28 protein-coding genes are annotated in these 19,088 nt (G+C 66.3%); 9 read left to right on the top strand and 19 right to left on the bottom strand.

Features of this window, described 5'->3' with window-relative positions; translation table 11 throughout:
- Positions 1 to 71: 71 nt before the first annotated feature.
- From flgB to cckA, 7 genes are all read left to right on the top strand, one after another.
- The gene (gene flgB / locus J4O73_RS22790; protein ID WP_426221104.1) at positions 72 to 479 is read left to right on the top strand and encodes a flagellar basal body rod protein FlgB; all 408 of its coding nucleotides are present in this window, start codon (positions 72 to 74) and stop codon (positions 477 to 479) included.
- Between the two features lie 46 nt (positions 480 to 525).
- Positions 526 to 933 (top strand): flagellar basal body rod protein FlgC, encoded by a 408-nt coding sequence (gene flgC, locus J4O73_RS22785; RefSeq protein ID WP_378966930.1) that lies wholly within the window; start codon positions 526 to 528, stop codon positions 931 to 933.
- 10 nt (positions 934 to 943) lie between these two features.
- A complete protein-coding gene (gene fliE / locus J4O73_RS22780; RefSeq protein ID WP_426221102.1) occupies positions 944 to 1,258 on the top strand; it encodes a flagellar hook-basal body complex protein FliE in 315 nt (104 codons plus the stop codon).
- 19 nt (positions 1,259 to 1,277) lie between these two features.
- A complete protein-coding gene (gene fliQ / locus J4O73_RS22775) occupies positions 1,278 to 1,544 on the top strand; it encodes a flagellar biosynthesis protein FliQ (RefSeq protein WP_238248936.1) in 267 nt (88 codons plus the stop codon).
- Between the two features lie 30 nt (positions 1,545 to 1,574).
- Positions 1,575 to 2,336 (top strand): flagellar biosynthetic protein FliR, encoded by a 762-nt coding sequence (gene fliR, locus J4O73_RS22770; RefSeq protein WP_426221100.1) that lies wholly within the window; start codon positions 1,575 to 1,577, stop codon positions 2,334 to 2,336.
- A 23-nt stretch (positions 2,337 to 2,359) separates the two neighbouring features.
- A complete protein-coding gene (gene flhB / locus J4O73_RS22765; RefSeq protein WP_426221098.1) occupies positions 2,360 to 3,427 on the top strand; it encodes a flagellar biosynthesis protein FlhB in 1,068 nt (355 codons plus the stop codon).
- 130 nt (positions 3,428 to 3,557) lie between these two features.
- The gene (gene cckA / locus J4O73_RS22760) at positions 3,558 to 6,284 is read left to right on the top strand and encodes a cell cycle histidine kinase CckA (protein WP_426221096.1); all 2,727 of its coding nucleotides are present in this window, start codon (positions 3,558 to 3,560) and stop codon (positions 6,282 to 6,284) included.
- A gap of 180 nt (positions 6,285 to 6,464) precedes the next feature.
- Here the strand turns inward: cckA and rplQ are convergent, their stop codons facing one another.
- The 5 genes from rplQ to rpsM form a co-directional block, all read right to left on the bottom strand.
- Positions 6,465 to 6,875: a 50S ribosomal protein L17 gene (rplQ, locus tag J4O73_RS22755; protein WP_426221094.1), complete on the bottom strand. Its 411-nt coding sequence runs from the start codon at positions 6,873 to 6,875 to the stop codon at positions 6,465 to 6,467.
- Positions 6,876 to 6,990: 115 nt separating this feature from the next.
- Positions 6,991 to 8,025: a DNA-directed RNA polymerase subunit alpha gene (locus J4O73_RS22750; RefSeq protein ID WP_426221093.1), complete on the bottom strand. Its 1,035-nt coding sequence runs from the start codon at positions 8,023 to 8,025 to the stop codon at positions 6,991 to 6,993.
- Between the two features lie 89 nt (positions 8,026 to 8,114).
- The gene (locus J4O73_RS22745; protein WP_426221091.1) at positions 8,115 to 8,987 is read right to left on the bottom strand and encodes an MBL fold metallo-hydrolase; all 873 of its coding nucleotides are present in this window, start codon (positions 8,985 to 8,987) and stop codon (positions 8,115 to 8,117) included.
- Between the two features lie 32 nt (positions 8,988 to 9,019).
- On the bottom strand, positions 9,020 to 9,409 hold the full coding sequence (rpsK, locus tag J4O73_RS22740) for a 30S ribosomal protein S11 (protein ID WP_378966915.1): 390 nt from the start codon (positions 9,407 to 9,409) through the stop codon (positions 9,020 to 9,022).
- A gap of 158 nt (positions 9,410 to 9,567) precedes the next feature.
- The gene (rpsM, locus tag J4O73_RS22735) at positions 9,568 to 9,936 is read right to left on the bottom strand and encodes a 30S ribosomal protein S13 (RefSeq protein ID WP_378966912.1); all 369 of its coding nucleotides are present in this window, start codon (positions 9,934 to 9,936) and stop codon (positions 9,568 to 9,570) included.
- Between the two features lie 203 nt (positions 9,937 to 10,139).
- Here rpsM and J4O73_RS22730 point away from each other — a divergent pair, with 203 nt between their 5' ends.
- Positions 10,140 to 10,511, top strand: coding sequence for a hypothetical protein (locus J4O73_RS22730; RefSeq protein ID WP_426221089.1), 372 nt, complete (start codon positions 10,140 to 10,142; stop codon positions 10,509 to 10,511).
- A 5-nt stretch (positions 10,512 to 10,516) separates the two neighbouring features.
- Here J4O73_RS22730 and J4O73_RS22725 read toward each other — a convergent pair whose 3' ends face one another.
- The 14 genes from J4O73_RS22725 to J4O73_RS22660 all read right to left on the bottom strand — a co-directional run bounded on the left by J4O73_RS22725 (position 10,517) and on the right by J4O73_RS22660 (position 18,137).
- Positions 10,517 to 10,744 (bottom strand): hypothetical protein, encoded by a 228-nt coding sequence (locus J4O73_RS22725; RefSeq protein WP_426221087.1) that lies wholly within the window; start codon positions 10,742 to 10,744, stop codon positions 10,517 to 10,519.
- Between the two features lie 69 nt (positions 10,745 to 10,813).
- Entirely contained in the window at positions 10,814 to 11,416 is a 603-nt protein-coding gene (locus J4O73_RS22720) for an adenylate kinase (RefSeq protein WP_426221085.1), read from the bottom strand.
- Between the two features lie 159 nt (positions 11,417 to 11,575).
- Complete coding sequence (gene secY / locus J4O73_RS22715; RefSeq protein WP_426221083.1) at positions 11,576 to 12,919, bottom strand: preprotein translocase subunit SecY; 1,344 nt, start codon at positions 12,917 to 12,919, stop codon at positions 11,576 to 11,578.
- A gap of 149 nt (positions 12,920 to 13,068) precedes the next feature.
- Positions 13,069 to 13,575, bottom strand: coding sequence for a 50S ribosomal protein L15 (rplO, locus tag J4O73_RS22710; RefSeq protein WP_426221081.1), 507 nt, complete (start codon positions 13,573 to 13,575; stop codon positions 13,069 to 13,071).
- Positions 13,576 to 13,586: 11 nt separating this feature from the next.
- On the bottom strand, positions 13,587 to 13,778 hold the full coding sequence (rpmD, locus tag J4O73_RS22705; RefSeq protein ID WP_378966901.1) for a 50S ribosomal protein L30: 192 nt from the start codon (positions 13,776 to 13,778) through the stop codon (positions 13,587 to 13,589).
- An 11-nt stretch (positions 13,779 to 13,789) separates the two neighbouring features.
- A complete protein-coding gene (gene rpsE / locus J4O73_RS22700) occupies positions 13,790 to 14,377 on the bottom strand; it encodes a 30S ribosomal protein S5 (RefSeq protein ID WP_378966899.1) in 588 nt (195 codons plus the stop codon).
- Positions 14,378 to 14,488: 111 nt separating this feature from the next.
- Positions 14,489 to 14,851, bottom strand: coding sequence for a 50S ribosomal protein L18 (gene rplR / locus J4O73_RS22695; RefSeq protein ID WP_378966896.1), 363 nt, complete (start codon positions 14,849 to 14,851; stop codon positions 14,489 to 14,491).
- Between the two features lie 12 nt (positions 14,852 to 14,863).
- Entirely contained in the window at positions 14,864 to 15,397 is a 534-nt protein-coding gene (gene rplF, locus J4O73_RS22690; RefSeq protein WP_426221078.1) for a 50S ribosomal protein L6, read from the bottom strand.
- 22 nt (positions 15,398 to 15,419) lie between these two features.
- Positions 15,420 to 15,815, bottom strand: a complete 396-nt coding sequence (rpsH, locus tag J4O73_RS22685) for a 30S ribosomal protein S8 (protein WP_378966891.1) — start codon at positions 15,813 to 15,815, stop codon at positions 15,420 to 15,422.
- A gap of 12 nt (positions 15,816 to 15,827) precedes the next feature.
- A complete protein-coding gene (gene rpsN, locus J4O73_RS22680; RefSeq protein ID WP_426221076.1) occupies positions 15,828 to 16,133 on the bottom strand; it encodes a 30S ribosomal protein S14 in 306 nt (101 codons plus the stop codon).
- 41 nt (positions 16,134 to 16,174) lie between these two features.
- A complete protein-coding gene (gene rplE, locus J4O73_RS22675) occupies positions 16,175 to 16,741 on the bottom strand; it encodes a 50S ribosomal protein L5 (RefSeq protein ID WP_426221074.1) in 567 nt (188 codons plus the stop codon).
- Complete coding sequence (rplX, locus tag J4O73_RS22670; protein ID WP_238248916.1) at positions 16,734 to 17,048, bottom strand: 50S ribosomal protein L24; 315 nt, start codon at positions 17,046 to 17,048, stop codon at positions 16,734 to 16,736. Before rplX ends, rplE begins: the two co-directional genes overlap by 8 nt.
- On the bottom strand, positions 17,048 to 17,416 hold the full coding sequence (gene rplN / locus J4O73_RS22665; RefSeq protein WP_010686182.1) for a 50S ribosomal protein L14: 369 nt from the start codon (positions 17,414 to 17,416) through the stop codon (positions 17,048 to 17,050). The genes rplX and rplN overlap by 1 nt, the downstream gene beginning before the upstream one ends.
- Positions 17,417 to 17,753: 337 nt before the next feature.
- Positions 17,754 to 18,137: a hypothetical protein gene (locus tag J4O73_RS22660; protein WP_426221071.1), complete on the bottom strand. Its 384-nt coding sequence runs from the start codon at positions 18,135 to 18,137 to the stop codon at positions 17,754 to 17,756.
- 478 nt (positions 18,138 to 18,615) lie between these two features.
- Here J4O73_RS22660 and rpsL point away from each other — a divergent pair, with 478 nt between their 5' ends.
- Complete coding sequence (gene rpsL / locus J4O73_RS22655; protein ID WP_007557568.1) at positions 18,616 to 18,987, top strand: 30S ribosomal protein S12; 372 nt, start codon at positions 18,616 to 18,618, stop codon at positions 18,985 to 18,987.
- The last annotated feature ends 101 nt before the right edge of the window (positions 18,988 to 19,088 follow it).

The raw sequence follows: 19,088 nt of genomic DNA, 5'->3' as shown, positions 1-19,088 counted from the left end.
AACGAGCCATTAACCATGCACGCGGCAGTTTTTGCCGAGCCCGGGCATGCCGGGTTCCGCCGGAGGGGGCCATGGCCATCACCGACCTGCCCATGCTGGCGATGCTGCGCACCCGGATGCAGTGGAACCAGGCGCGTCAGACCGTCATCGCCGAGAACGTCGCCAACGCCGATACGCCCGGCTTCAAGCCACGGGACCTCGCTGAACTACGCTTCGATAAAGAGACGGGTCGCGCCGCCTCGACCTCGTCCAGCCTCGCCCTGACGGCAGCGGGTCACATGCCGCCCATCGGCCAGCCCTCGGCGGCGGGGGCCGATCCGAAGAAGGTGAGGGACTTCGAGATCCGGCCGAGCGGCAACGGCGTCAATCTCGAGGACGAGATGATGAAGGCGGGCGATATCCAGACGGATTACCAGCTTGCTGCCTCGCTCTACCAGCACAGCCTGACCACCCTGAAGATCGCCATCGGCAAAAGCTGAGGCTGGCTTCGTGCTTACGCAGTAAGACTGAAAAAGGGGGCGGGCTGTGGAATTCACGAAATCCCTGGCGGCGGCGACATCCGGGCTCAAGGCCCAGTCCGGCCGCATGCGCATCATCGCGGAGAACATCGCCAACGCGGATTCCGCACCGGCCACGAAGGGCGCCGAGCCCTATCGCCGCAAGATCCCGACCTTCAAGACGCATCTCGACCGCGAGACCGGCGCCAGCGTCGTCGAGACCGGCCGGGTGCGGCGGGATTCCACGGCCTTCCGCGTCAAGCACGACCCCGGCAACCCCGTGGCCGATGCCAAGGGCGACGTCGCGATGCCGAACGTGAACCCGCTCATCGAGAACATGGACATGCGCGAGGCCCAGCGCAGCTACGAGGCCAACCTGAACATGGTCACGGGGACGCGCAAGATGATCGCCCAGACCATCGCGCTTCTGAAGTAGGGGCTGCGCCATGGCTTCCAGCAACTTCGCGGCGGGCGCCTATGCCGCCGTCCAGGGCCTGTCCTCCGGTCGCCCCACGCCGCGCGTGCAGCCGACCACCTCCCCGGGCGAAGGCTTCGCCGGACTCCTGGGCCAAGCCCTGGACGGCGTCGGCGATGCGGGCCGCCGGGCCGACACGCAAGCGATCTCCGCAGCCTCGGGCAAGGCCAACGTGGTCGATGTCGTCACCGCCGTCGCCGAAAGCGAGACGGCCCTCCAAACCATGGTCGCCGTCCGCGACCGCATGATCTCGGCCTACGAGGAAATCATGCGGATGCAGATCTGACGACGACGGGAACCCTGCGATGACCGGTCTCGCCATCCTCGACGTCGCCCGCGACGGCATCTTCGTGTTCCTGAAGGTGGCCGGGCCGCTGATGCTCGTCGCCCTGTTCGTCGGTCTGGTCGTGTCGCTCGTGCAGGCACTGACGCAGATCCAGGAGCAGACGCTGATCTACGTGCCGAAGATCGTCGCCGTCTTCGCCACCCTGCTTCTGATGCTCCCGTTCATGGGCGACGCCATGGCCGGCTACATGACCCGTATCGCCGCGCGGATCGCGGCAGGCGGGTGATGGCGCTCCGGTTGCGCTATACGGAGGCGTATGAACCTCCTGCTGCCGGGCGTCGCCTCGGCGTATCTTCTGGTGTTCGCGCGTGTCGGCACGCTGATCATGCTCATGCCGGGCGTGGGCGAGCAGACCGTGTCGCCGCGCCTGCGGCTCGCCTTCGCCCTGCTCGTGTCGCTGGTGCTCTATCCCATGGTGCGCCCGCTGCTCGGGGGCACGGAAGGGATCGCCGGGCCCCGGCTGATCGCGCTCCTGTTCGGAGAGACGATCATCGGCCTCGTCATCGGCCTGACCGTGCGGATGGTGCTCGCTGCGTTGCAGACGGCGGGGCTCGTCATCTCGCAGCAGCTCGGCCTGTCCTATGCCATGACCGTGGACCCGACACAGGGCGGCCAATCGGCGGCAGTGGGCAATTTCCTGTCGCTGCTCGGCATCACGCTGATCTTCGCCGCCGACCTGCATCACCTCGCCATCGCGGGGATCGCGCGCAGCTATCAGGTGCTGCCGCCGGATGGCGTGCCGTCCTTCGGCGATGCGCTGATGCTGGCGGTGAGGGCGGTCGCGCGGGGCTTCACCCTCGCCGTGCAGATCTCCGGGCCGTTCATCGCCTTCGGCATCCTGTTCAATCTCGGGCTCGGCGTGCTGTCGCGGCTGATGCCGCAGTTGCAGGTGTTCTTCCTGGCGGTGCCTGCCTCGGTGCTGATCGGCATGCTCATCCTGGCCGGATCGCTCGGCGTGATGATGGGCGTCTTCATCGACGATCTCGGCCGCTATCTCGGAGAGTTCGTCGGTCGCTGACTTGCGCCGGGAGGCTCTGAGCCATGGCCGAGGGCGCGGAACAGGAAGACAAGACCGAAGAGCCGACCCCACGCCGGATCGAGCAGGCGATCGAGCGCGGCGACGTCGCCAAGAGCGTCGAGATCAACACCTTCGCGATCCTCGGTGCCTTCACCCTGGCCCTGGTCGTGGCCGCGCCGGGCATCGCCTCGAGCCTGATGCACAGCCTCACGGCGTTCCTTGCCAACGCCCATCAGGTGCCGGACGACCCCACGGCCATGGCCGGGGCGATGCGCAGCAGTCTGCTGATCTGGCTCCAGGCGGTCGCGGTGCCGGTGGGCCTCGCCGTCGTGGCGGCCGTCGCAGCGGGCTATCTCCAGCATCCTCCGGTGTTCAACGCCGAGGCGCTGATGCCGAAATTCGAGCGCATCTCACCCATGGCGGGGCTGAAACGCCTCCTCGGGGTGGAGGCGCTGTTCCAGTTCGGCAAGGGCCTCGCCAAGATGATCGCTGTCGGCGTCGTCGGCGGCGCGATCCTGTGGCGCGACCGCGATCGCCTGGAAGTCTTCGCCCGGCTTGATCCCGGCGCCTGCTTGCCGGCGGTGCTGTCGCTCAGCCTCAAGCTGTTGGCGGGAATGCTCGCCGTCCACATCACCATCGCGGGGGCGGATTACCTGTATGCACGCCTGCGCTGGCGCGGTCGGCTTCGGATGTCGAAGGAAGAGATCAAGCAGGAGATGAAGGAGTCGGAGGGCAACCCCGAGATCAAGGGCAAGCTTAAGCAACTGCGCATGGCCCGCGCCCGGAAGCGCATGATGGCCGCCGTACCCACCGCCACCGTCATCGTCACCAACCCCACCCACTACGCCGTGGCGCTGCGCTACGAGCAGGGCATGGCCGCGCCGGTCTGCGTCGCCAAGGGCGTCGACGCGCTCGCCTTGCGCATCCGCGAGGTCGCCAAGGCGCATGACGTCGCCATCGTCGAGAATCCGCCGCTGGCTCGCGCGTTGCACGCCACCGTCGAGATCGACCGGGAGATTCCGGCCGAGCATTACCGTGCGGTGGCCGAGGTGATCGGCTTCGTCATGCGCCTCCGCCGCCGCGCCGCGTGAGGGAGAAGCTACCCTTCCTCCATCATTTTAGACGACGCTCTTGAAGGGCTTGGTACCGCCCGAGGTCTGAGGCCCCTTGCCGTTGAGCGGGCCACGGGCCAAACCGGAGCCCGTTTCTGGAAAGACCCCGATGGCCGACGTGACCGGATCTCCGGCCCCGATACTGAAGGCAGACCCGGCGAGGCCGGATCCGCAGGCCGACGCCCTGGCCGTGCAGAGCCCGGTCAACGCCGCGATCGACCGGTCGGAGCAGCCCGGTCGGGTCGGCCTGCTGCTGATGCTCGCGGGTCTCCTGGTCGGCGCGGCGATCGGCCTGTCCTTCGTCGCCAACGAGCAGGCTCAGGCCCTCATCGTGTGGCTTCTGGCGCTGCTGGCCATGGCCGGCGTCTTCTTCCTGTTCGCCCTGGCAATCGGCGCGATTCAACTCTCTGGCAGCAGCGCCCGGGACGACATCACCCGCGGCATCGTCGACGGGGCGCCCGATGGGGCTCTGGTGATCGAGGATGGCGGGCGTCTGATCTACGCCAACGCGGCCTATCTCCGGCTCGCGGGTGGCGACAGCTTCACCAACCTCGCCCCCGTGGAGCGGATCTTCGTCGGCTCGCCCGAAGTGTCGGAGGCCGTCTACCGCCTGTCGCAGGCCTCACGGGACGGGCGTCCTCACACCGAGGAGGTGCGCATGGCGCCGCCGCTCGGGCAGATGGCCGGACTGACGGGCGAGCGCGATTTCGGTTGGTACAGGGTGTCGGTGCGGCCCCTGCCGCGTCCGCGCCGGGCGGCCGCCCTCTGGACCGTGGCCGACGTCACCGCCGAACGCGAGCGGCAGGAAAACGTCTTCCAGGAATTGCAGCACGCCATCGATTATCTCGATCACGCTCCGGCTGGGTTCCTGTCGATCAATCCGGCGGGCACCATCGTCTACATGAATGCCACCCTGGCGGCATGGCTCGGCTACGACCTCGCCAGCGTCGGCTCGGGCGGGCTGCATCTCGATGAGATCGCCACCAGCGCCGATGTCCTGATGCGCACGGCGGGCTTCCCCGGCGAAGTCCGCACCGACCGGTTCGACCTCGACCTGCGCCGCCGCAACGGCCATACGGTGCCCGTGCGGCTCTATCACCGGGTCGCGTTCGGCAAGGACGGCAAGCCCGGCGCCTCGCGCACCTTCGTCATCAACCGCTCGGCCGGGGCCGATGCGGACGAACCGCAGCGTGCCGCCGAGGTGCGCCTCGCCCGCTTCCTCAATAACTCGCCCATCGCCATCGCGACGCTGGACCGCTCGGGCCGGATCGCCCGCGCCAACGCGTCCTTCACACGCCTGTTCGGGACGGCGCCGCTCTCGCCCAACGAGGCCGAGCTGGACGGGGAGGGCGGCACCCGCGCCGAGCCGAACCTCGCCGATTCGGTTCTCGACCGGACGGCCCTGGAAGCCGGCTTGAACCGTGCGGCCAGCGGCATCACCGAGGCCGAGCCCATCGAGGTGCAGTTGCAGGGGCCGGGCGGACGCTCGGCCCGGCTGTGGCTGAGCCCGGCCGACGGCGGCGCGGAGGGCGAGCAGGCCGATGAGGCCGAACGGGTGATTCTCTACGCCCTCGACACCACGGCCCAGCGCCAGCTGGAGCAGCAGGTGGCACAGGCGCAGAAGATGAACGCGGTCGGCCAACTCGCCGGCGGCATCGCGCACGACTTCAACAACGTCCTTCAGGCGATCATCGGCTATTCCGACCTGCTCCTGGCGAGCCATAGGCCGAACGATCCGGCCTTCCAGGACATCATGCAGATCAAGCAGAACGCCAACCGTGCGGCGGGCCTCGTCCGCCAGCTCCTGGCGTTCTCCCGCCGCCAGACCCTGCGGCCCGAGGTGATGAATGTCGGCGAGAGCCTGTCGGAGCTGACGCTCCTGCTGAAGCGCCTGCTCGGCGAGCGCGTCGCGCTCGAGTTGAAGCACGGTCGCGACGTGTGGCCGGTGAAGGCCGATGTGAACCAGTTCGAGCAGGTGATCGTGAACCTCGCGGTCAATGCACGCGACGCCATGCCGGATGGCGGCAAACTGACGATCCGCACCGAGAACGTGGTCGATCCCGGCCCCAAGGCGTCGACCGACGGACGTGGCGGCCCGCCCCCCGGCGATCACGTGCTGATCGAGGTCTGCGACACGGGCCAGGGCATTCCGGCCGATTTGATGGAGAAGATCTTCGAGCCGTTCTTCACCACGAAGGAGATCGGCAAGGGCACCGGTCTCGGCCTCTCGACGGTGTTCGGCATCGTCAAGCAATCGGGTGGCACCATCGACGTGCAATCGACGGTCGGCCAGGGCACGGCCTTCAAGATCTACCTGCCCCGGCACATCCCCGCGCCGGAAGTGCTGCCGGTCGAGACGGCGGTTGCTGCCAGCTCGGATGCCAAAGCCGAAATCGGCACCACGCCTGCCGCAGCAAAGCCCGCCGAGGCCGCACCCGCCCCGCGCCGTCCCGCGACCGACCATACCGGACAGGGCACCATCCTCCTGGTGGAGGACGAGGACCCCGTTCGCGCCGTGAACAGTCGCGCGCTCTCGGCCCGTGGCTACACCGTGCTGGAAGCCGCTTCCGGGCTCGAGGCGCTGGCTATCGTCCGCGACGGTGACCAGCCGATCGATCTCGTGGTGTCCGATGTGGTGATGCCCGAAATGGATGGGCCGTCCCTTCTGCGGGAGGTGCGCAAGCATCAGCCGCATCTGAAGGTGATCTTCGTCTCGGGTTATGCCGAGGATGCCTTCCGCAAGAACCTGCCGGAGGGCGAGACCTTCAACTTCCTGCCGAAGCCCTTCAGCCTGAAGCAATTGGTTGAGACCGTGAAGAAGACGATGGCGGATTGAGCGCCACCCGTCATTGCGAACGCAGTGAAGCAACCCAGGGCAGCGAGCCGCGTCAGCATGTGGCGTTTCCCTGGATTGCTTCGCTCCGCTCGCAATGACGGCGGTAGCCTGAGTCATCCCCCAACGAAAAAGGCCGCCCCGGCGAACCGGGACGGCCTTTTTCATGAAGTGGCGAATGCCTCAGGCGGCGTCGGCAACCTGCGACGGGCCGGAATCCTTGCCGCGTGCATCGACGTCGCGATCCACGAACTCGATCACGGCGAGCGGGGCGTTGTCGCCCTGGCGGAAGCCGGCCTTCATGATGCGGCAGTAGCCACCCGGACGACCCTGGTAGCGCGGGCCCAGCACCGAGAAGAGCTTCTTGACCATGTCGGCATCGCGCAGCTTCGACATGGCAAGGCGGCGGGCGTGCACGCTGTCGGTGCGGGCCAGCGTGATCAGCTTCTCGACGACCGGACGCAGGTCCTTGGCCTTCGGCAGGGTGGTGACGATCTGCTCGTGCTTGATCAGCGCGGCGGACATGTTGGCGAACATCGCCTGGCGATGCTCGGCCGTGCGGTTGAAACGACGACCGCGGTAACCGTGACGCATGATGGCTCTCCTGTTGATTGCGACCGCCGTGCCACGGGTCGGCCGCCTGTTGAGCGAAGAAAGAGCGGGGAGCCCTTCGGCCCGCCCGCTCCCACTCCGCTATTCGTTGCCGCGCTCAGTAATGCTCTTCGAAGCGCTTGGCGAGGTCCTCGATGTTCTCCGGCGGCCAGCCGGGGACATCCATGCCGAGGTGCAGGCCCATACCGGCCAGCACTTCCTTGATCTCGTTGAGCGACTTGCGGCCGAAGTTCGGGGTGCGCAGCATCTCGCCCTCCGACTTCTGGATGAGGTCGCCGATGTAGACGATGTTGTCGTTCTTCAGGCAGTTCGCCGAACGGACCGACAGCTCCAGCTCGTCCACCTTCTTGAGCAGCGCCGGGTTGAAGGGCAGCTGCGGCGTGAGCGGCGCGGCCTCTTCCTTGCGCGGATCTTCGAAGTTCACGAACACCTGGAGCTGGTCCTGGATGATGCGGGCGGCATAGGCCAGCGCATCCTCGGGGCTCACGGCGCCGTTGGTCTCGACCGTCATGGTCAGCTTGTCCTTGTCGAGATCCTGGCCCTCACGGGTGGTCTCGACGCGGTAGCTGACCTTGGTCACCGGGGAGAACAGGGAGTCGACCGGGATCAGGCCGATCGGCGCATCCTCGGGGCGGTTCCGCTCGGCCGGGACGTAGCCCTTGCCCGTGGAGACCGTGAACTCCATGCGGATCTCGGCGCCGTCATCCAGCGTGCAGATGACGAGGTCGGGATTCAGGATCTGAATGTCGCCGACCGTGCCGATGTCGCCCGCCGTCACCGTGCCGGGGCCGGTCTTGCGCAGGGTCATGCGCTTGGGGGCATCGGTCTGCGAGCGGATGGCGATCGTCTTGATGTTCAGGACGATGTCGGTCACGTCCTCGCGCACACCGGGGATGGACGAGAACTCGTGCAGAACGCCGTCGATCTGCACCGACGTCACCGCAGCGCCCTGGAGCGACGACAGCAGAACGCGCCGCAGGGCGTTGCCCAGGGTGGTGCCGAAACCGCGCTCGAGCGGCTCGGCGACGACCGTCGCGATCCGCTTGGGGTCGTCGCCGGTCGAAACCTGCAGCTTGTTCGGCTTGATGAGTTCCTGCCAATTCTTCTGAATGACCACGGTCCTACCTCTCACGCCTCGCGGGTCCGCATGATCCGGAACCCGCGTTCCGGCCGGGTGGAGGCGCCCCCTGGCACACCGCCCGGTCTCAAAAATCGAAAACTCTACTCGCCGCCGACCCAGAGGGCCGGGACGAAGCTGTAGCCCGCTCCGTCACGATCCACGTAGCCGAAGGCGGGGAATTCCAGGTGACAACCGGCGATGAAGCTACGCTCCGCCGCCGCCTGATCCATGATCGTCTTGCGCGTCTGCCGGGCCTGCTCGCCATCGACATCGAAGCCGACGCCCGCATCCGGGTTCTTGAACTGGATCGCCGGCAGATGAACCACGTCGGTCCAGATCAGCAGCGACTCGGAACCCGACGACACACGGAAACCGCAATGCCCCGGCGTGTGGCCGGGGAGATGAACCGCTTCGATGCCCGGAAGCACCTCGCCGCCGCGATGCTGGCGCATCCGGGCGGCATAGGGCGCAACCGCGTTGCGAGCGCCCTCGAAATAGCCCTTCGCCTCCTGGGGCGCCTTGGACAGCGCCTCGTCGGGAAGCCAGTGAGCCGCCTCATCCGCATGCACGACGATCTCGGCATTCGGATAGACGGCCTTGCCGTCGGCCGCGAGGCCGCCGCAATGGTCCGGATGCAGGTGCGTGATGAGCACCGTCTCGACATCCTCCGGCTTGATGCCGGTGGTCGCCAGGGCGCTGCCCAGGCGTCCCATCGTCTCGACCGGCGCCAGGGCGCCGTAACCGGTGTCGACCAGGACCGGCTTGCGGCCGGCCCCGGTGATCAGGAACGCGTTCAGGGTGATCTTCGGCTGCTCGGTGCGGAAACCGTCGCGCTGAAGGCGCGCGGCCTCGTCCTTGCCGATGCCCGTAACGAGATCGAGGCTCGCCTGGAACCAGCCGTCGTTAAGCGCGGTGACCGTGAGGTCCCCGAGATTCCAACGCAGCACACCGGGCAGTGGCTTCGATCCCGCCATAAGCGTCTCCCTGTTCGCCAATCCCGGTTCGATCAGACGCGACGACGCTTGCGCGGACGGCAACCGTTGTGCGGGATCGAGGTGACATCGCGGATCGAGGTCACGGTGAAGCCTGCGGCCTGGAGGGCGCGCAGAGCCGATTCACGGCCGGAGCCGGGGCCGGACACCTCGACCTCGAGGGTACGCATGCCATGCTCGCCAGCCTTGCGGGCGGCATCCTCGGCGGCAACCTGAGCGGCGTACGGCGTCGACTTGCGCGAGCCCTTGAAGCCCATCGCACCAGCGGAAGACCACGAGATCGTATTGCCCTGGGCGTCCGTGATGGTGATCATCGTGTTGTTGAACGAGGCGTTCACGTGGGCGACGCCCGACACGATGTTCTTGCGTTCACGACGACGAACGCGTTGCGGTTCCTTGGCCATCTGACTTCCACTCTTCCTTCAAGCACGCCCGTAACACCAGGCGCTCGGGATTCTTCTGGGACTTGGCCGCGTCTCTCGCGACCGGCCGGGTCTCTCGCGGGATACCCGGCGCGACGGGCAGGAGGCCGAGCGTTGCGCGGCCTCCCAAACCGAAGAGATTACTTCTTCTTGCCGGCGATCGGCTTCGCCTTGCCCTTGCGGGTGCGGGCGTTGGTGTGGGTCCGCTGGCCGCGCACCGGCAGCTGCTTGCGGTGACGGAGACCACGGTAGCAGCCCAGGTCCATCAGGCGCTTGATGTTCATCGAGACTTCGCGGCGCAGATCGCCCTCGACGAGATAGTCGCGGTCGATGGTCTCGCGGATCTGGAGAACCTCGGCGTCGGTCAGTTCGTTGACGCGACGCTCGGCGGGGATACCGACCTTGCCGGTGATCTCTTCAGCCTTCTTGGCGCCGATGCCGTGGATATACTGAAGCGCAATAACGACGCGCTTGGCGGTCGGGATGTTGACGCCTGCGATACGGGCCACAGTCTTACTCCATATGAGGCCCGGCGAGGCCGGGCTCTGGTTTGGCGCGCGTCCGGTGGAGGCCGGCCCATGCGCGCGTGCAACGACGACGCGGCCCGTGGGCGGCCCCTTTTCAGGGCACCTCGGACCATCGTTCGGTTGGACGAAGGGGGGTCTGCTACTCCGGGCTGGCGGCCATGTCAATCATAATGGAGCAAAAACACATGGCGCGGCCGGACGATCGCGGCGATACGCTGAGAGTCTTCACCCAGGCAGTGATCCACTCTGCCGAAGACAATGCCGAAGAGGTCGTGCCTGTCATCCTCGCGGTCGCAGGCGGTATCCTGTCCTTGGCCGAGCCCGGGAGTGTCGGCCTGCGCGACGCGGACGACGGCGCGGGTGGTGTCCTCTGGGCGGCCTTCGGCGGCGAGCGGATGGCGTTTCGCTATAACCCACTCACGGCAATGATCGAACTTCGCGTCGGCACCCTGGACGGGCATCCGATGCGCCGATTCGGCCGCCGCTCGCTGGCGATGGATATCACGAACTTCTTCGGCCCGACTCGTGAGGCCGAAGCCGCTCGCCAAAGGGGCTGAGGACTCTACCGCATCCGCTGGTTCGAAAGGCGGCAGGTCCGGCCTTCGTCGCGGTAGCCCGCCGGGCAGCGGCGGACGCAGGCGCCTGCCGCGAATTTCAGGGGTGGCCGACAGGCATTCCGGAATTGCTTCTGTCCGTAGACGAAGGATTGAGCCGGGCTCTGGGCGGTGGCTGTCTGGGGCAGGGCGCTCGCGCAGGCGAGGGCGAACACGACGGCGAGACGGGTCTTCATTGCGCCTTCCCAACAAAAAAGGGGCGCCCGCCTCCTGGCGAACGCCCCTCGGATGAACCGGCCAACGCCTCAGGAGGCGATCCGCTCCCGGTGCGGCTCGAGGATCGCCATCAGATCCTCGGTCACCGAATCGATCGGCTTCATGCCATCGACGGTCTTCAACATGCCGAGCTTGTCGTAGTAGGCCGAAAGCGGCGCGGTCTGGGCGCGGTAGGCTTCCAGACGCTGCTTAAACACCTCGGGAGTGTCGTCCTTGCGCACGGCCTCGCCGCGCGCCTGCGCCTCGGCGGCGCGGTTGGCGATGCGGCCCACCAGGGCGTCCTCATCGACCTTCAACTCGACCACGGCGGAGAGGTCCAGCCCCTTGCCCTTGAGCATGGTGCCGAGCGCCTCGGCCTGGGCCACGGTGCGCGGGAAGCCATCCAGGATGAAGCCGGGCTTGGCGTCCGCTTGCTCGATCCGGTCGGCGACGATGCCGACGACGATCTCATCGGAGACGAGACCGCCGGATTCCATCACGGCTTTGGCCTGCAGCCCGACCGGCGTGCCGGCCGCCACGGCGGCGCGCAGCATGTCGCCCGTCGAGAGCTGGGGGATGCCGTACCGCTTGACGATCCGCTCGGATTGCGTGCCCTTCCCCGCGCCGGGCGGTCCGAGCAGAATGATGCGCATGGCGTTGTCCTCTTAGGGCCCGAGCTTCCGGGCTCTGGGTCTCTTCGACGACGCCATCACGGGCATCGCCCCCTCGGTCGTTTTTTATAGGCTCGCGCGGATGGCGATAGCCCGCCCTTAGGCGGACATCGCTCATTTCCCCGCTTCTGTTTCGCCGCCTCAGCGGCGGCGCTGGCCTGCCGAAGCGCCCCGCAACTTGGCCTTCTTCACAAGGCCCTCATACTGGTGCGCCATCAGATGCCCATGGATCTGCGCCACCGTGTCCATGGTCACGGTCACGAGGATCAGCAGAGACGTGCCGCCGAAGCCCAGGCTCGCCGACGCGTAGGACGACAGGATCTCAGGGCAGAGACAGACCACCGTCAGGTACAGGGCGCCCACCACGGTGATGCGCGTCAGCACCTTGTCGAGGAACGCGGCGGTCCGCTCGCCCGGGCGGATGCCGGGGATGAAGCCGCCATGCTTCTTCAGATTGTCGGCCGTCTCCTGCGGATTGAAGACGACGGCGGTGTAGAAGAACGTGAAGAAGATGATCAGCGCCGCATAGAGCAACATGAAGAGCGGCGTGCCGTGGCCAAGATAGGCCGTCATCGTCCCGAGCCAGCCGCTCCCGTTATTGGCCGAGAAGCTCGCGGCGGTGGCGGGCAGCAGAAGCAGCGACGAGGCGAAGATCGGCGGGATGACGCCCGACGTATTGAGCTTCAACGGCAGGAACGAGGTCTGGCCCTCATACATACGGTTGCCGACCTGCCGCTTCGGGTAGTTGATCAGGATGCGGCGCTGAGCCCGCTCCATGAACACGATGAAGTAGACGAGGACGACGGCGGCCACGGCCACGCCGAGAATGATGACAGGCGAGAGCGCTCCGGTACGGCCGAGCTCAAGAGCGCCGATGATCGTCACGGGCAGGTGGGCGACGATGCCCGCAAAGATGATCAGCGACGAGCCGTTGCCGATGCCGCGCGAGGTGATCTGCTCACCAAGCCACATCAGGAACAGCGTGCCACCGGTCAGGGTGATGACCGTCGAGGCCAGGAAGAACGGGCCGGGATCGATCGCAGCCGAGGAGCTCTGCAGCCCCACAGCGATGCCCCAGGACTGAACCAGCGCCAGCACGACCGTGAGGTAGCGGGTGTACTGATTGATGACCTTGCGGCCGGACTCGCCCTCCTTCTTCAGCGCTTCCAGGCTCGGGATGACCGAGGTGAGGAGCTGCACGATGATCGAGGCCGAGATGTACGGCATGATGTTGAGCGCGAAGATCGCCATGCGCTCGACGGCACCGCCGGAGAACATGTTGAACAGCCCGAGCACGCCGCCCGATTGCTGCTGGAAGTTCCGCGCGAATTGCTCCGGGTCGATGCCGGGGATCGGCACGTAGGTGCCAAGCCGGAACACGATGAGCGCGCCCACCGTGAACCAGATGCGCTTCTTGAGCTCATCGGCCTTGGCGATGGCGCCGAAATTGAGATTGGCGGCAAGCTGCTCGGCGGCTGAGGCCATAGCGTCGCGTCCTGGAGATGTCGCCGGGCGTCAAACCCGGATGAAACGAAAAACGGCGGCCCGCGAGTTCGCGTGGCCGCCGCTCGATGGTCTCCGACTTAACGGCCGGGGACGTGCCGCGCAACGTGTCGCGCGGCCGCCGTCAAGCGTCAGGCGGTCGCCTCGGCCTCGGCCTTGCCGCGAGTCGATACGCCGGAGGCGAAGACCACGCTGACAGAACCGCCGGCCTTTTCGACGGCCTCGATGGCCGACTTGGAGGCGCGGGTGACTTCGAAGCTGAGCTTCGAGGTCAGCTCGCCGACGCCGAGCAGCTTCACACCGTCACGGGGACGGGCGAGGATGCCGGCGGCCACGAGGGTCTCGACCGTGATGGTCGCACCGGCCTCGAGCTGCCCCGTATCCACGGCAGCCTGGATCCGGCCGAGGTTCACCTCGTTCAGGTCCGCCGCGTGGATGTTGTTGAAGCCACGCTTCGGGAGGCGACGATGCAGCGGCATCTGGCCGCCCTCGAAGCCCTTGATGGCCACGCCGGTCCGGGCCTTCTGACCCTTCACGCCGCGTCCGGCGGTCTTGCCCTTGCCGGAGCCGATGCCCCGGCCGACACGCATCCGGTCCTTGGTGGCGCCGGGATTGTCGCTGATCTGGTTAAGCTTCATCGGTCGCCTCCTCAGGCCTCGAGGACGCGAACGAGGTGATGCACCTTGCGGATCATCCCGCGCACCGAGGGCGTGTCCTCGAGTTCGGAAACCCGGTGCAGCTTGTTCAGCTTCAGGCCGATCAGCGTCTCACGCTGGCTGGCCTCACGGCGGATCGGCGAACCGATCTGCTCGATACGGACGGTCTTGGAGTTCTGAGCCATGCCATCCTCCCTTACGCGACCGCAGCTTCGGACTGATCGGCCGGATCGGCATCACGGCGGCGCGACTGAAGCGCGGACACCTTGAGGCCACGGCGAGCAGCGACGGCGCGCGGGCTGTCCTCGTTCTTCAGCGCCTCGAAGGTCGCACGAACGAGGTTGTAGGGGTTCGAGGAACCGAGGCTCTTGGCCACGACGTCCTGCATGCCGAGCGTCTCGAACACGGCGCGCATCGGGCCGCCGGCGATGATGCCGGTACCCTGCGGAGCCGCGCGAAGGATCACCTTGCCGGCGCCATGACGACCGTTGACGTCGTGGTGCAGGGTGCGGCCTTCGCGGAGGGAAACACGGATGAGGCCGCGCTTGGCGGCTTCGGTAGCCTTGCGGATGGCTTCCGGTACTTCGCGGGCCTTACCGTGGCCGAAGCCGACGCGGCCCTTCTGGTCGCCGACGACGACCAGGGCGGCGAAGCCGAAGCGACGGCCACCCTTCACAACCTTCGCGACGCGGTTGATGTGGACGAGCTTGTCCACGAACTCGCTGTCGTGCTCCTCGCGGTCTTCGCGGCGGCCGCGGCCCCCGCCTTCACGTTCACGTGCCATTTTCTCTACCTATCTCACTGGCGCGGACCCTCGCGGGCCCGCTCGCTCGATTCTCCCCTTCGTAAAGGGAAGAGCCCCACGCCGCCTGGAAGGCCGCGCGGGGGGATCTCCTTAGAATTCCAGGCCGCCTTCGCGGGCAGCCTCGGCCACGGCCTTCACGCGGCCGTGGTAGATGTAGCCGGACCGGTCGAAGATCACCTTGGTGACCCCGGCCGCCTTGGCGCGCTCGGCGAGGAGCTTGCCCACTGCGGTAGCGGCGGCAACATCGGCGCCGGTCTTGAGGTCGCCCTTGAGCGACTTCTCGATCGTCGACGCGGAGGCCAGAGTGTGGCCCTTCACGTCGTCGATGACCTGCGCATAGATCTGCTTCGACGAGCGAAACACGGACAGACGCGGACGGCCATTGGCAGCCGCCTTGATCGCCCGACGAACGCGCGCCTTGCGCCGATCGAGGGCTTCGAGCTTACGAGACATCTTCGCCCTCCTTTACTTCTTCTTGCCTTCCTTGCGGAAGATGAACTCACCGGCGTAACGCACGCCCTTGCCCTTGTACGGCTCGGGACCACGGTACTCACGGATCTCAGCAGCGACCTGACCCACCTTCTGCCGGTCGATACCGGTGATGGTGATCTCGGTCGGCTTCGGCGTGGCGATCGTGATGCCCTCCGGCACGGCGTACTCGATGTCGTGGCTATAGCCGAGCGACAGCTTGAGCGCCTTGCCGGCCATGGCGGCACGGTAACCGACGCCGGTGATCTCTAGCTTCTTCTCGAAGCCGTTCGACACGCCGGTGGCGATGTTGGCAATCTGAGCGCGCGAGGTGCCCCAAAGGGACCGGGCGGGCTTCGACTGGTTGACGGGCTGAACCTCGATGGCGCCGTCCTTCATGGCGACGTTCACGAGGGCCGGAACGACGAACTGAAGCTCGCCCTTCGAACCCTTCATCTTCACGGTCTGACCCGTGACGGTGGCGGTGACGCCCGCCGGCACAGCGACCGGCTTCTTGCCTACGCGAGACATGGGATGTCCTCCTCCGTCCCGATCAGAACACGGTGCAGAGCACTTCACCGCCGACGTTGCGCTCACGCGCCTCGTGGTCGGCCATGACGCCCTGCGGGGTGGAGATGATGGTGACGCCGAGGCCATCGGCCACGCGCGGCAGCTCGCCGACCGACGAGTAAACCCGGCGACCCGGCTTCGACACGCGCTTGATCTCACGGATCACGGGCTTGCCGTCGTAGTACTTGAGCTCGATGGCGAACTCGGTACGGCCGTTGCCAAGCTCGGTCTGAGCGAAGTCGCGGATGTAGCCCTCGCGCTTCAGCACGTTGAGCACGCTCGCGCGCAGCTTCGAACCGGGCGTCTGGACGACGTTGCGACGGCGCAGCTGGCCGTTGCGGATACGGGTGAGCATGTCACCCACGGGATCGTTGACCATGTGGGGACCTCCTTACCAGCTCGACTTGACGAGGCCGGGGATGAGGCCCCGGTTGCCGAGCTCCCGCAGCGCGACGCGCGAGATGCCCATCTTGCGGTAGAAGGCCCGCGGGCGGCCGGTGATCTCGCAGCGGTTGCGGATCCGGGTGGCCGACGAGTTGCGCGGCAATTCGGCGAGCTTCAGGCGCGCTTCGAAGCGGTCCTGCATCTCGATCGACTCGTTGTTCGCGATCTCAAGGAGCGCCTTCCGCTTGGCGGCGAAACGCTTCACGAGGTCCTTGCGATGATTGTTCTTCTCGACTGAGCTTTTCTTCGACATGTAAGTCTATCTCCAGTGTCCGCGTATGACGCTTTGGGACGTCACTGCCGGAACGGGAATTGGAAGGCCGAGAGCAGCGCCTTGGCTTCGGCATCCGTCTGGGCGGAAGTCGCCACGACGATGTCCATGCCCCACATCTGCTCGGCCTTATCGTAGGAGATCTCCGGGAACACGAGGTGCTCCTTGAGACCCAGGGCGTAGTTGCCGCGGCCGTCGAACGAGCGCGGGTTCAGGCCGCGGAAGTCACGCACGCGCGGCAGCGCGATGGTGATCAGACGGTCCATGAACTCGTACATGCGCTGCTTGCGCAGGGTCACCTTGCAGCCGATCGGCATGCCTTCGCGGACCTTGAAGGTCGCGATGGCCTTGCGAGCGCGGGTGATGACCGGCTTCTGACCGGCGATCAGGGCAAGGTCGCCCGCGGCCACAGAGGCCTTCTTCGAGTCGGCGGTGGACTCGCCGACGCCCATGTTGATGACGATCTTTTCGATCTGCGGCACCTGCATGGGGTTCTTGTAGCCGAACTCTTCGATCAGCTTCTGACGAACCACTTCGTCGTAGTGCTTGCGCAGCCGCGGGACGTACGCGTTCTTGTCGGCCTCAGCCATCGATCTGATCCCCCGTGCTCTTGGCGAACCGGACCTTGCGCCCGTCTTCGAGGATGCGGAAACCCACGCGGGTCGGCTTGCCGTTGGCATCCGCGACCGCGATGTTCGAGAGTTGGATGGCGGCCTCCTTGGAGATGATCCCGCCTTCCTGGTTCTGGCTCTGCTTCTGGTGCTTCTTGACGAGGTTCACGCCGCGCACGAACGCACGACCTTCCTTCGGCAGCACCTGGATCACTTCGCCCGAACGACCGGCGTCGCGGCCGGTCAGCACGACGACCTTGTCGCCCTTACGGATCTTGGCAGCCATCACAGCACCTCCGGGGCGAGCGAGATGATCTTCATGTGGTTGCGGGCGCGAAGCTCACGCGGGACCGGTCCGAAGATACGGGTGCCGATCGGCTCCTTCTGATTGTTGATCAGAACGGCGGCGTTCTTATCGAACCGGATCACCGAGCCGTCGGCGCGCTTCACGTCCTTGGCGGTGCGCACGACCACCGCCTTCATGACGTCGCCCTTCTTCACGCGACCCCTCGGGATCGCCTCCTTGACCGACACGACGATCACGTCGCCGACGCCGGCATACTTCCGCTTCGACCCGCCGAGAACCTTGATGCACATCACACGGCGTGCACCAGAGTTGTCGGCGACGTCCAGATTCGTTTGCATCTGGATCACGTGCGTGACTCCTTCTCTCAGGCGGGTTTCCGCACGCGGGCGGTATTGCCCGGCGGACGACGCCTGATGGGGATCTGTGGTCCCCGGCTCATGTGAACGACCGCGCTATCGGCGTCAGGGACGCCGGCGCGGTCACCGCGGCGGAAAGGGCGCGAAGCCCATCCGAAATGTCGCGAAGGCCGGGGCCATACATCGGCATGGCCACGAAAGCAACCGTCGGCTGGGCTGAAACGTGCGCCAAGCGACCTCGCCGCCGCGCTGACTATAAAGAAAGACGGCGCCGATCGCGAGGACCGGCGCCGTCAACCGAATCGGTAAGACTTGAAGGAAAAGAGAATCAGGCGGGCTGATCGAGGGGCTCGGACTCGAACAGAAAGCCTTCGAGGCTCGGGATCGTCACAGGAGAGGCCATGGCAGGCTTAGAAAGGCGCCACGGCCGGTCGGTACGGGCGCGAATCGCCTCCGACGGGCGAAGGCGCCGACCACGACCATCTTCGCCCAGTTCCTCTACGGCGAGGAATCCATAGACCTGAAGACGGGACGCAGTGAGCTTGGTCTCCCGGTCTTCCGCGCTTACCACCATGGTGCCGAGCGCATAGACGGTCTCCATCAGCACCCGCTGCTCGCCGCGGCGGCGAAGGCCGACTTCACGCTCGCTCATCGGGGGAGGGGAGACCACCCGCCGGAAGGGGACGACGTTGCTCGCTGCGACGCAACCCATACGCGACTATCCTCGAACGCCTTTGCAGGAGCACCCGAGTCGGCGCCCCGTTCGATTCGGACAATTCGATGAGTCGGATTAACCTCGCGTGGAGGCTGGCCGGACGGCATTGCCCCGATCCGGCACGGACAACGCTCTCCACAGGGCGGATACTCTTCTTTAATGGCTCTCGGGGGTGCTTTTTTCCCGCTTCGGTGCATTGACCGGCGCGGGGGATGCGTCTAGAAGCGCCCCACTTCGGTCGGCCCTCGGCTGCCGACGGCCTGCGGGTTTCCCCGAACCGCCGTCCTCGCCCCCGACGCGACCTGAAGGCTCAAATCGCCTGACGTTTAAGTCAGATCCGTAGGTACGAACGCGTCTTTCGAGGCGCGATCCTCTGCCCACACCGCGCCGAGGGGCTTTGAATAGCCCTTCCGGCGCATATTCGTTTTGCGGACTGCTCTTGCAGTCCGGAAGGGACCGAGGAAGAGGGCACAGGATGCCGACGATCAATCAGCTGATCGCCCAGCCGCGGAAGATCCAGCGGAGCCGCAACAAGGTTCCTGCTCTGGATGCTTGCCCGCAGAAGCGTGGCGTGTGCACCCGCGTCTACACCACGACGCCGAAGAAGCCGAACTCGGCTCTCCGTAAGGTGGCCAAGGTGCGCCTCACGAATGGCTTCGAGGTGATCGGGTACATCCCGGGTGAAGGCCACAACCTTCAGGAGCACTCCGTGGTCATGATCCGCGGCGGCCGCGTGAAGGATCTTCCGGGTGTGCGCTACCACATCCTCCGCGGCGTGCTCGACACGCAGGGCGTGAAGAACCGCAAGCAGCGCCGTTCGAAGTACGGTGCAAAGCGTCCGAAGTAATTTCTTCGGTTCGCCGTCAGCTTTTCCACTGCCTGACAAGGATGCCGCCGGCTTTTCGCTCAAGGTGGCCTGCGTCAGGTGCTTAAAGTCTACTCATTGGA

Source organism: Methylobacterium sp. NFXW15 (genome assembly GCF_049887755.1).
Lineage (GTDB): Bacteria > Pseudomonadota > Alphaproteobacteria > Rhizobiales > Beijerinckiaceae > Methylobacterium.
Note: the sequence above shows the minus strand (reverse complement) of the source record. Positions and strands in the feature narration are given on the sequence as shown.